The 11,733-nt window shown below is 70.9% G+C and carries 9 protein-coding genes; 3 read left to right on the top strand and 6 right to left on the bottom strand.

The genetic code is table 11. The annotated features are described in order from the left end of the window. Positions 1-139: 139 nt before the first annotated feature. Together ACIHAR_RS13225 and ACIHAR_RS13220 are read right to left on the bottom strand one after the other, a co-directional pair. On the bottom strand, positions 140-538 hold the full coding sequence (locus ACIHAR_RS13225; protein ID WP_365468990.1) for a VOC family protein: 399 nt from the start codon (positions 536-538) through the stop codon (positions 140-142). Positions 539-726: 188 nt separating this feature from the next. Then, positions 727-2,070, bottom strand: coding sequence for a UDP-glucose/GDP-mannose dehydrogenase family protein (locus ACIHAR_RS13220; protein ID WP_365468993.1), 1,344 nt, complete (start codon positions 2,068-2,070; stop codon positions 727-729). 216 nt (positions 2,071-2,286) lie between these two features. Here ACIHAR_RS13220 and ACIHAR_RS13215 point away from each other — a divergent pair, with 216 nt between their 5' ends. Beyond that, on the top strand, positions 2,287-3,444 hold the full coding sequence (locus ACIHAR_RS13215; RefSeq protein WP_365468996.1) for an acyl-CoA dehydrogenase: 1,158 nt from the start codon (positions 2,287-2,289) through the stop codon (positions 3,442-3,444). 68 nt (positions 3,445-3,512) lie between these two features. On the opposite strand, the gene ACIHAR_RS13210 is transcribed toward ACIHAR_RS13215, so the two are convergent. Next, the gene (locus ACIHAR_RS13210; RefSeq protein WP_365468999.1) at positions 3,513-4,799 is read right to left on the bottom strand and encodes an LCP family protein; all 1,287 of its coding nucleotides are present in this window, start codon (positions 4,797-4,799) and stop codon (positions 3,513-3,515) included. 120 nt (positions 4,800-4,919) lie between these two features. Between ACIHAR_RS13210 and ACIHAR_RS13205 the strand changes: the two genes are divergently transcribed. Next, positions 4,920-5,477: an acyl-CoA thioesterase gene (locus ACIHAR_RS13205; RefSeq protein WP_365469001.1), complete on the top strand. Its 558-nt coding sequence runs from the start codon at positions 4,920-4,922 to the stop codon at positions 5,475-5,477. 39 nt (positions 5,478-5,516) lie between these two features. Here the strand turns inward: ACIHAR_RS13205 and ACIHAR_RS13200 are convergent, their stop codons facing one another. After that, positions 5,517-6,977 carry an LCP family protein gene (locus tag ACIHAR_RS13200; protein ID WP_400019201.1) on the bottom strand — a complete coding sequence of 487 codons (1,461 nt, stop codon included), beginning with the start codon at positions 6,975-6,977 and terminating at the stop codon, positions 5,517-5,519. A gap of 132 nt (positions 6,978-7,109) precedes the next feature. Between ACIHAR_RS13200 and ACIHAR_RS13195 the strand changes: the two genes are divergently transcribed. Further along, positions 7,110-8,153: a glycosyltransferase family 2 protein gene (locus ACIHAR_RS13195; protein WP_365469007.1), complete on the top strand. Its 1,044-nt coding sequence runs from the start codon at positions 7,110-7,112 to the stop codon at positions 8,151-8,153. Positions 8,154-8,208: 55 nt separating this feature from the next. On the opposite strand, the gene ACIHAR_RS13190 is transcribed toward ACIHAR_RS13195, so the two are convergent. Continuing rightward, positions 8,209-9,819 carry an LCP family protein gene (locus ACIHAR_RS13190; RefSeq protein ID WP_400019406.1) on the bottom strand — a complete coding sequence of 537 codons (1,611 nt, stop codon included), beginning with the start codon at positions 9,817-9,819 and terminating at the stop codon, positions 8,209-8,211. Between the two features lie 140 nt (positions 9,820-9,959). Further along, complete coding sequence (locus tag ACIHAR_RS13185) at positions 9,960-11,714, bottom strand: LCP family protein (RefSeq protein WP_400019198.1); 1,755 nt, start codon at positions 11,712-11,714, stop codon at positions 9,960-9,962. Positions 11,715-11,733 lie beyond the last annotated feature (19 nt).

The raw sequence follows: 11,733 nt of genomic DNA, 5'->3' as shown, positions 1-11,733 counted from the left end.
CGGGGCGCGCGGGCCCGGCGGGGGGGGGGGGGCCCCCGCCCGCGGGGGGGGGGGGGGGGGGGGGGGGGGGGGGGCCCCCCCCCCCCCCCCCCCCCGCCCTCGTCCCCCGGCGACCGGCTTCCGTCCGGCACGGCCCCGCTCACGGGTGTTCGATCCGGCACAGGCAGAACGGATGGCCCGCCGGATCGGCGTACACCTGGAAGTCCTTCTTCTCCCGGTCCTCCAGGTCCAGCGGGCGCGCCCCCAGCGCCACCACGCGCTCGTGGGCCGCGTCGATCTCCTCCCAGGTGGCGCCCGCGTCGAGGTCGAGGTGGAACTGCTGCGCGTTCCGGTCGGCCCGCGGCCACTCCGGCGGGGTGAAGCCGTCCACCTGCTGGAAGGCGAGGCGGGGCCCGCCGGGGACCTTCAGGACGACCCAGTCGTCCTCGCCCTCCTCGGCCTCGGGGACGCCGCCCACGACGGCCGCGTAGAAGTCGGCCAGCGCGCGCGGGTCGGGGCAGTCGAGGACGACGGAACGGAGACGGGCGACGGGTGCCATGCGGGTCCTCCTGGGTCGGGCGGGCGTCCGGCGGACGCACGGGGAGGGACGGGTGCCCGTCGGCGCACCCGCCCTAACCCACAGGCGGTTCACACCGCACACACCATCCGGGTGCGGCAGAATGCACCCAGACGCCGGTTCGGCCGACTGAGCCTCGGCCGAACCGGCGTCGTCCGTCGCCGGGCCGCTCAGGCGGTCGGGCGGCCCATCGCCCGGTACGTCCAGCCGGCCTTCCGCCACAGCTGCGGGTCGAGCGCGTTGCGCCCGTCGAGGACGATCCGCGCCGCCGCGACCTCTCCCAGCACCGCCGGGTCCAGGTCACGGAACTCCCGCCACTCGGTGAGGTGCAGGACGACGTCGGCGCCCCGCACCGCCTCCAGGGCCGAGTCGGCGTAGCCCAGCGTCGGGAAGACCCGGCGGGCGTTCCCCATGCCCTTCGGGTCGTAGACGGTCACCTGGCCGCCCTGCAGGTGGATCTGCCCGGCGACGTTCAGCGCCGGCGAGTCGCGGACGTCGTCCGAGTCGGGCTTGAAGGTCGCGCCGAGCACGGCGACCCGCTTGCCGAGGAAGGGGCCGCCGCCGAGAGCCTCCCGGGCCAGCTCGACCATCTGCCCGCGCTGCCGCATGTTGATCGAGTCGATCTCCCGCAGGAAGGTCAGCGCCTGGTCGGCGCCGAGCTCACCGGCGCGCGCCATGAACGCGCGGATGTCCTTGGGCAGGCACCCGCCGCCGAAGCCGATCCCGGCCCGCAGGAACTTCTTCCCGATCCGGTCGTCGTAGCCGATGGCCTCCGCCAGCTTGGCCACGTCACCGCCGGCCGCCTCGCACACCTCCGCCATGGCGTTGATGAAGGAGATCTTGGTGGCGAGGAAGGAGTTCGCGGAGGTCTTCACCAGTTCGGCGGTCGGGAAGTCGGTGACGACGAACGGCGAGCCCTCCCTGATCGGCGTGGCGTACACCTCGCGCAGCGTCTTCTCGGCCCGCTCGCTGCGCACGCCGACGACGATCCGGTCGGGGTGCAGCGTGTCCTGGACGGCGAAGCCCTCGCGCAGGAACTCCGGGTTCCAGGCCAGCTCGGCGTCCTCACCGGCCGGCGCCAGCTCGGCGATCGTCCGGGCCAGCCGGTCGGCGGAGCCCACGGGCACGGTCGACTTGCCGACGACCAGGGCGGGCGCCTCGAGATGCGGGGCCAGCGAGGCGATCGCGGACTCGACGTACGACATGTCGCACGCGTACTCGCCGTGCTTCTGCGGCGTGTTCACGCAGACGAAGTGGACGTCGCCGAAGGCGCCGACCTCCGCCCAGTCCTGGGTGAAGCGCAGCCGCCCGGTGGAGCCCTCGAAGCCGGCGACGTGCCGGCGCAGCAGCTCCTCCAGACCGGGCTCGTACATCGGGGTCTCGCCCCGCTCCAGCATCTCGATCTTCTCGCGCACGACGTCGAGGGCGAGGACCTCGAAACCCAGCTCGGCCATGGCCGCGGCGTGTGTCGCGCCGAGATAACCGGTGCCGATCACGGTGATCTTGAGGGCCATGAGGGTGCTCCTGGGCTGGACGTGGATCGGATGGCGCTGCCCGAGCATAGTCGGGGCGTAGGCGCTCTCCTCGCAGGGCAGTTCCTCCGTGCGATTCCCTTGTCGCCAAGCTCACGTATCACTCCCGTGAGCGGACCCTCTAAAATTTGAGTTACTTAACGGTAATTAGCGAATCGTCCCACCGGATCACCCCAGTGTTTTGGAGCGTGAGAGACCTTGGCCGGATCGGCTGACTTCGACCTGTACCGCCCGTCCGAGGAGCACGACATGCTCCGCGACTCCGTCCGCGCGCTGGCCGAGGCGAAGATCGCGCCGTACGCCGCCGCGGTGGACGAGGAGGCGCGCTTCCCGCAGGAGGCCCTGGACGCGCTCGTCGCGGGCGACCTGCACGCCGTCCACGTACCCGAGGAGTACGGCGGCGCGGGCGCCGACGCCCTCGCCACGGTCATCGTGATCGAGGAGGTGGCCCGCGCCTGCGTGTCCTCCTCCCTGATCCCCGCCGTGAACAAGCTGGGCTCGCTGCCCGTGATCCTCTCCGGCTCCGAGGACCTGAAGAAGAAGTACCTGGCCCCGCTGGCCAAGGGCGAGGCGATGTTCTCGTACTGCCTCTCCGAGCCGGAAGCCGGCTCGGACGCCGCCGGCATGAAGACCAGGGCGGTCCGCGACGGCGACCACTGGATCCTCAACGGCGTCAAGCGCTGGATCACCAACGCGGGCGTCTCCGAGTACTACACGGTGATGGCCGTGACCGACCCCGCCAAGCGATCCAAGGGCATCTCCGCCTTCGTCGTGGAGAAGTCCGACCCGGGCGTCTCCTTCGGCGCCCCGGAGAAGAAGCTCGGCATCAAGGGCTCCCCGACCCGCGAGGTCTACTTCGACAACGTCCGCATCCCCGCCGACCGCATGATCGGCGAGGAGGGCACCGGCTTCGCCACCGCCATGAAGACCCTCGACCACACCCGCATCACCATCGCCGCCCAGGCGCTCGGCGTCGCCCAGGGCGCCTTCGACTACGCCAAGGGCTACGTCACCGAGCGCAAGCAGTTCGGCAAGCCGATCGCCGACTTCCAGGGCATCCAGTTCATGCTCGCCGACATGGCCATGAAGATCGAGGCCGCCCGCCAGCTGACCTACGCCGCCGCGGCCAAGTCCGAGCGCGGCGACAGCGACCTCACCTTCCAGGGCGCCGCCGCCAAGTGCTTCGCCTCCGACGTGGCCATGGAGGTCACCACCGACGCGGTCCAGCTCCTCGGCGGCTACGGCTACACCCGCGACTACCCGGTCGAGCGCATGATGCGCGACGCCAAGATCACCCAGATCTACGAGGGCACCAACCAGGTCCAGCGCATCGTCATGGCGCGCAACCTGCCGTAAGCCCCCGCGAACACCGTCGCCCCCCGTCCGGGCCGCCGGACGGGGGGCGATCTGCGTGCGCGGCCGCCTCAGTTGGCGGAGACGGTCACCTTCTCGTCGTTCTTCAGCTCCTTCACGAGCTGCTTCACCTTCGCCTCGTCCCAGACGAGGTTGCCGCCGGAGGAACCGGAGATCGGCATGTTCATGGACTTGCCGTCGCCGCTGTTGACGCCCTTCATCGCGAAGAACATCGAGGCCAGGTCGTACAGGCCCATGTCCTTGTCGACGATCAGGGAGTCCAGGCCCGCGCCCATGGTCGGGTAGAGCTTGAACGGGTTCAGGAGCGTGCCCGGCGTGGCCACCTGGTTGGCGAGGGCGGCGAGGAACTTCTGCTGGTTCTTGGTGCGGTCGAGGTCGGAGCCCGCCAGCGCGTACCGGGTGCGGACGAACGCGAGGGCCTCCTCGCCGTTCAGGGTCTGCTTGCCCTTCTTGAAGTCCGCGCCGGACTTGGTGTCCTTGATGTCCTGCGGGATGTCCATCTCGACGCCGCCGACCGCGTCCACGATGTTCGCGAAGCCGGCGAAGCCGATCTCCACGTAGTGGTCGATGCGCAGGCCGGTGTTGAACTCGACGGTACGCACGAGCAGTTCGGGGCCGTCCTCGGCGTACGCCGCGTTCAGCTTCACGTGCCGGCCCGTGCCCTTGTAGGTCTTGCCGGACTCCGAGCCCACGAAGGTAGGGATCTCCACGTCCGAGTCGCGCGGCAGGGATATGAGCGTGTCCCCGTTGGAGCCGGTGTGCAGGATCATCATCGAGTCCGTGCGCTTGCCCTCGGCGGAGCCGGTGTGGAGCTTCTTCTTCTCCTCGTCGGACATGCCCGCGCGGCTGTCGGAGCCGACGATCAGGTAGTTGGTGCCCTCGCCCTGCTCCGGCCGGTCGATGACCTTCGACAGGTCGACCTCGCGCTGGAGCTTGGAGTCGGCCCAGAAGTACGTGCCGACCGTCGTCACCACCAGCACGGTCACCACGGTGATCGCGGTCCACTTGATGCGGCGCCGCCAGTCCGGCGCGGGACGCGGCCCGCGGCCGTAGCCCTCACCGGGTCCACCGGGTCCGCCGCCGGCGGGCGCGCCGTAGACCTGGCCCGTGTTGTAGCCGCTGTCGTACCCGGTGTTCCGGGCGTTCGTGTAGTCGCCGTATCCCTGGCCGTCGACGTACGACGGCTGCGGCGGGACGCCGGGGCTCTGCGGCGGGGCGGCCTGGCCGCGGCGGACCTGCCGCATGACGCGCGCGCCCTCGGGCCGTGCGCTCGCGCTGCCGCTTCCGTACCGGGTGCCGCGGTTGTCGTCGGACCATCCCTCGGGCCAATCGTTCATGGGCCCCAGTGTGCCGGTCAGGCCTTGGTGCCTTACAAGGGTCGTCGAAGAATCAGGGCCCCGCTGTGGCCAAGCTGACACAAAGTCCCGGCTTGTCCTCCGCGGCATAAGGTGGAGGACATGACAGACCAGGTCACCGCAGTGGAGTCGGATACCCCGGACATCCCGGGCAAGCCCACCTCCGCCTCCCGCACCACGCTCAGCCACATCATGACCCACAACGACACCAACCTCCTGGGCACGGTGCACGGCGGTGTGATCATGAAGCTCGTCGACGACGCGGCCGGCGCCGTGGCCGGCCGGCACTCCGGCGGCCCCGCCGTCACCGCGTCCATGGACGAGATGGCGTTCCTCGAGCCGGTCCGCGTCGGCGACCTCGTCCATGTGAAGGCCCAGGTCAACTGGACCGGCCGGACCTCGATGGAGGTCGGCGTCCGCGTCCTCGCCGAGCGCTGGAACGAGTCCACGCCGCCCACCCAGGTCGGCTCCGCCTACCTCGTCTTCGCCGCCGTCGACGCCGACGGCAAGCCGCGCCGGGTGCCGCCGGTCCTCCCGGAGACCGACCGCGACCGGCGCCGCTACCAGGAGGCCCAGATCCGCCGTACCCACCGGCTGGCCCGCCGGCGGGCGATCATGGAGCTGCGCGAGCGGCGGGTGGCGGAGGGGTTCGACGACTGAGCCCTCGCCGCCTGCCGCCGTCGCGTGCGCGACAGCGGCTCAGGAGCAGCCCACCTCGTCCCCCCGTACGATTCCGAACTCGCCCGGCTCCGGATCCTTCGCCCGCACCTTGCGCACCTGCCGGAAGTCCGTCCCGACCGTCACCTTCAGGGTCGGTCCGAGGCCGGGCGCGGCACGCAGCACGCTGCCGGGCAGGGCCGCCGCCAGGGACTTCGCGGAGCGGTCCCAGCGGGGGTCGTAGCTGACGACCGTGCGCGGGGCGGAGCGGGCGGCGGCGGGGGTCGGGCGGCCCGTGGTGCGGAAGCCGGCGGCCGCCAGCGCCGCGTCCACCCGCTTCGCCAGGCCCACGGTGGGGGTGCCGTTCTCGACGTGGACGCGGATCCGTTGCGGGGCCACCTCGACCGCCGGCGGCTGCGCGGTCGTGCTGCGCGTCCGCGTCGTGGCGAGGGGCTTGTCGTCGCGCAGGGCCCTGAAGAGGCGCTCCGCCCCGACCGTGTCCCACTTCACGGTCGATCCGATGCCCTTCACGACGTATCCCATCTGCGCGATGGGGACGGTCGTGAACTCCGAGGAGGAGGGGGAGAAGGTGCGCATCGCGCGGCCGAGGTCGAGGAGCTCGTCGGTGCCGAAGCCGCGGTCCGCCCGGACCGAACCGAGCACCGCCCGCGTCACGTCCCGGAACTTCAGCGGGTTCAGCAGGATGCCCGAGGAGGTCGCGTGCTCGACCAGGGCCGCCAGGAAGCGCTGCTGGCGCTTCATCCGGCCGAAGTCGGAGTCCGCGTCGATGTGCCGGGAGCGGACGTACTGGAGGGCCTCGCCGCCCTTGAGGTGATGCGTGCCGGGCGCGAGGTTCAGTCCGGTGTACGGGTCCTTCAGGGGCCGGGCCGTGCAGACCTTCACCCCGCCGAGGACGTCCACCGTCTTCATGAAGCTGGTGAAGTCGACCTCCAGATAGTGGTCGATCTTCACACGGGTCATGTGCTCGACGGTCCGCACGGTCAGCTGCGGGCCGCCCTCCGCGTACGCCGCGTTGATCCTGAGGGGGTGGCCGGGGTGCGTCTTGCCGGTGCTCACGTCGGTGTGCGGGGGAGTCACGGCGTAGGAGTCGCGCGGCAGGCTGACCACGCTCGCCCGCTCCCGGTCCTCCGAGATGTGCACGATCATCAGGGTGTCGGTGCAGTGGCAGGGCGCCCCGCCCAGGCGGTAGCGCCGGCGCTCCCGCTCGGTGATCCTGTCGCGGCCGTCGGTGCCGACCAGCAGGACGTTCATGCCGTGGCCGGCCCGCGGCCGGTTCTTCATGTCCTTGAAGGCGTCGACCCGGGCGATGTCCGCCTCGAGGCTGGTGACCACGGAGTGGCCGATGCCGGCCGAGGCCAGGATCACCACCGAGAGGGTCATCGTCGCCCGCATGGCCCAGCGGGGACGTTTCGTCCGGACGGGGTGCACGGGCCGGCGGCGCGGTCGCCGGGAGGCGGGGGACCGGGTCGGGATCGAGGGCATGCGGGTCACCTCCGGGGCGACGGCCGTACGAGGGGAAGCCGTGAGCACCGTAGGCACATACGATCTGCAGTCCGGGCAGCACACCCGGCGGGGCGCAAGCGCGTCCCCCGTTCGCGGTAACGTGAGCCCCCTATGAACGCCAAGTCCGACGTGCAGCTCCCCGCCGTGTCCGTCATCATGCCCGTCCTCAACGAGGAGCGGCATCTGCGCGGAGCCGTCCAAGCGATCCTCGCGCAGGAGTACGCCGGCGAGATGGAGGTCGTGATCGCCCTCGGTCCGTCCACGGACCGCACGGACGAGATCGCTGCCGAGCTCGTCGCCGAAACCGCGTCCCACGAGAACAAGCGCGTGCACACGGTCCCCAACCCGACGGGACGTACGCCCGCCGCGCTCAACGCCGCGATCAAGGCCTCCCGCCATCCGGTCGTCGTCCGCGTCGACGGCCACGGCATGCTGTCGCCGAACTACATCGCCACCGCCGTACGGCTCCTGGAGGAGACCGGCGCGCAGAACGTCGGCGGCATCATGCACGCCGAGGGCGAGAACGACTGGGAGCACGCCGTCGCCGCCGCCATGACCTCGAAGATCGGGGTCGGCAACGCCGCCTTCCACACCGGTGGCCAGGCCGGGCCCGCCGAGACCGTCTACCTCGGTGTCTTCCGCCGCGAGGCGCTGGAGCAACAGGGCGGCTACAACGAGGAGTTCATCCGCGCCCAGGACTGGGAGCTGAACTTCCGCATCCGCGAGGCGGGCGGGCTGATCTGGTTCTCGCCCGAGCTGAAGGTGTCCTACCGGCCGCGCCCCAGCGTCAAGGCGCTCGCCAAGCAGTACAAGGACTACGGCCGCTGGCGGCACGTCGTCGCCCGCTACCACGAGGGCTCCATCAACCTGCGCTACCTCGCCCCGCCCACCGCCGTGTGCGCGATAGCCGCCGGGATCGTGGTCGGCGCCGCCGTCACCCCGCTCGGCTTCCTCGTTCCGGGCGGCTACCTCGCGGCGATCGTCGCCGGGTCGGTCCCGGCCGGCAAGGGGCTGCCGCTGAAGGCGCGCCTGCAGATTCCGGTGGCGCTGGCCACCATGCACATGTCGTGGGGCTGGGGCTTCCTGACCAGCCCGAAGTCGCTGGCGAAGAAGGTCATCGCCTCCCGCCGCCCGGCGGTCCTCAGCACCCCGTGAGGCCGCCGCCCGGCGGCCCTCGGCGCACGCCGAGCACCGCCGGGCCGGACCCGGACTACCAGGTGTAGGCCGGGTCCACGTGCATGCACTGACTGGTGTCGGCGGCGTTCATCGTCTGCGCCGACTCGGGCGTCCTGTCGTCCTGCTCCGGGGCCTTGTAGGCCGATCCGGACCGCCAGTCCGCGCCGACGAAGAGCGTGACGCCGGAGACGTCGGTGGACTTCTTCACCTGGCTCGCCGGGATGCCGAGGACCTTCGCCAGCCGCTGGGCGTCGCCCTGCAGGTCGGCGCTCGGGTAGCGGATCACCGTCGTCTTCTCCGAGGTGGCCGGCGAGGTGTCCGCCACGGCCCGCGCGAAGCCCTTGCCGACCAGCAGCTGCGTCACCGCGGCCGCCCGCCCGCGCGCCGCCCCCAGCGCGTCGGTGTAGGTGCCGTTGTGGACCTGTACGGCGATCTCGTCGTCGGCGGCCGCCGGGTCCGTGGGCGTCGTCGGCGAGGGGCTGGCGGTGGCCTTCGCGGTGTCCTTGCCGTCCAGGGCGATGTCCTCGCGCACCAGCCGGAACAGCTTCGCGGCGTCGTCGGTGGGCACCACCCTGCCGGTCTGGACGGTGTCGTACCGGTTCGGCATCGTCGTCATGGTGATCCGCTCGGTGGGCACCTTCTGCAGCTCGGTCGCCAGGTCGTACATCTTCTTGATGCTGTCCAGGCCGTCGTCGACGGTGATCGCCTTCGTGGCCGCCTCGGCGAGCCTGCGCAGCGAGTTCGGGTTGCTGAGCTTGGCCTCCGAACGCAGCTGGCGCACCATCGAGTTCATGTACATGTGCTGGGCCTTGGCGCGGGCGAGGTCGGTGTCGTCCTCGAAGCCGTAGCGGGTGCGCAGCCACTGCAGGGCCTGCTTGCCCTTGATCTCGTGCGTGCCCTTCTCCAGCTTCAGGCCGGAGCCCTTGCCGTCGCTGGTGTGCGAGTAGACGTTGGCGTCCACGCACACCGGAACGCCGCCGATCGCGTCCGCCATCGACACCACACCGGCGAAGTCGATCATCATGAAGTGGTCGATGTGGATGTCGGTGAGCTTCTCCCAGGTGGCCACCGTGCAGCCCGGGCCGCCGCGGCCCAGCGACGCGTTCGTGATCTCCCGGGTGAGCGCCGGGTACACCTTCCCGGTGTCCGGGTCCGTGCACTTGGGGATGTCCAGCAGGGTGTCGCGCGGCATGCTCACCACCGACATGTTGCTGCGGTCCGCCGACACGTGCAGCAGCATCTGGACGTCGGCGAGCGGGACGCCGTTGAAGGTGTCCCTGGCGCCGCCGAGCTTCTGGTTCTCCGCGGTGTTACGGGCGTCCGAGCCGATCAGCAGGATGTTCAGCGGCTTCTGACCGGCCGCGTTGGCCTTCGTCTCCGGCGCGGCGTCCTTGGCGTCGGCCAGGTTCAGGTCGTCGCTCTTGATGTTGGCGTTCAGGTGCCGGTAATAGAGGTATCCGGCGCCCGCGCCGCCCAGTATCACCAGCGACAGCACCGTCGCCGACCAGCGCAGCACGCGCCGTCTGCGCCGTCTGCGGTCCGCGCCCCGGCCGGCTCCGCCTCCGTCGCCCCCCGCGCCGGAACCGCCGGCACCACCGCCGCGCCCGTCCTCGGGCGCCTCCTGGTCCGCCGCCGTCGTGGACATCGCGTCCCCGACGTCGGGGACCTCCCCCCGCACAATGCTCCGCGCCACTTCCCCTGCCCCTCCCCGCCCTGCGCCTGACACGGGCCCGTCCCGCGTCAAGTCAGACGCTCGACGGGCCCGCAGGGTTACCTATTTGGCGATTACTTGGCGCACTCGACCTTGTCCGCCGTGGACTTCTGCACCGTGTCCGGCACCTTCGTCGGCGTCGTGAGCGAGACACCGGCGCCCTTGAAGTCCTTGCCCAGCGTCAGCGTCATCGTCGGCAGGCCCTGGGCGTTCTCGACGCTCTCGCCCGGCTTCAGCGCGGTTCCGGGCAGCCCCATGACGGCGGCGAGCTTGCGGGCCTGGGCGGCCTGGTCGGGCGCGTACTCGAGTGTCGTCTTGCTGAGCTCGGCGGGCGCGTTGCCCGCGTTCTCGGACTTCGTCACGCCCTCATCATTCTGCAGCCAGTTGAGAGTCTCCTGTGCGCTGCCGGCGGGGGCCCCGCCGTTCATGACCCGTACCCGCACCTCGGAGGCGGCGGACTGGGTGCCCTTGAGGCGGGCCGCCGCGGCCGCGGCCGCCGCGTCCTTCGAGGCCTGCGCCTGCTCCTTCACCTCGGTGAAGGAGACGTCGTCCTTGATCATCTGGAAGACGGTGGGTGCCGTCGCCTCGTTGAGGACGACCGTGGACTTGACCTTCTCCGCCGGGTTGTCGACCACCGGAACGGTGGTGAAGGTCAGGTTCTTGACGTTGAGCTTGCCCAGCTCCAGCCCCAGGTCCTTCAGCTTGCCGATGCTGTCGAGCTGGGAGTCGACGGTCAGCGCCTTGGTGCCCGCCTCTGCCAGCTTGATCATCTTGCTGGGGCTGGTGAGCGTGTCGTTCGACTTCAGCTTGCGCATCAGCGAGCTGAGGAACTGCTGCTGGATCGCGATCCGGCTCAGGTCGCCGCCGAAGCCCACCGAGTGCCGGGTGCGCACGAACGCCAGCGCCTGCTCGCCCTCGATGGTGTGCGTGCCCTTGGACAGCTTCAGGTGCGAGTCCGGGTCGTCGATGTCCTTGGCCAGGCACACCTCCACCCCGCCGACCGCGGACGTCAGCGTCTTGACCGCGTTGAAGTCGGCGACCATGAAGTTGTCCGGGGTGACCCCGGTCAGCTCCGTCACCGTGCGCATGGTGCAGCTGGGCGTACGGCCGTCCTGGCCGAGGCTGGTGTTGAAGCGGACGTTCTCCGAGCCCGGGATGACCTTCTTGGAACCGTCCTCCTGCGTGGTCTCGCAGTCCGGGATGTCCACGATCAGGTCGCGCGGGATGCTCAGCGCGGTCGCGTTCGTGCGGTCCTTGGAGACGTGCAGCAGGATCGTGGTGTCGGCGTGGCCGGGGCTGCCGGCGTCGCCGTAGCCCTTGTTGCCCGCGCCGGTGCGCTTGTCGGTGCCGATCAGCAGGAGGTTGATCGCCTTGTCCTTGCTGAAGCCGCCGGTGCTCGCGCCGTCGTCGGAGACGGACGTGATGTTGTCGTTGAGGTGCTCCAGGTAGAGGTAGGCCGCACCGGCCGTGCCCAGCAGGACGAAGGCCATGGTCCCGCCGGTCCACAGCAGGATCTTCTTCGTCTTCGCCTTCTTCTTCACCGGCCGGCGCCCGCGCCGCCCGGGCGGCGGCTCCTCCGGAGCGCTCCGGCGCCGGCGCGGTCCCGGCACCTCCGGGGTCCGCCGCTCCGGCGCCTTCGTACGGTCGCGGACCGGTTCCGAGGCCTTCGCGGCCCCCGTGGAACGGGAGCCGCCCCTACGCGGTCCGGGGACCGCCGACTGCGGTGCGGAAGGGGTCAGTCGCAGTTCGTATTCGCCGGTGTCCGGATTGAGCACCCACTGGTCTGCGGGGTCGATGTTGTCCGCCCGCCCACGGCCTTGCGCGTCCACGGTTGTCCGAATCCTCCGT

This window comes from Streptomyces sp. NPDC052016 (genome assembly GCF_044548445.1).
Lineage (GTDB): Bacteria > Actinomycetota > Actinomycetes > Streptomycetales > Streptomycetaceae > Streptomyces.
The sequence above is the reverse complement of the archived record's forward strand: the minus strand, read 5'-3'. Positions and strand labels throughout refer to the sequence as shown.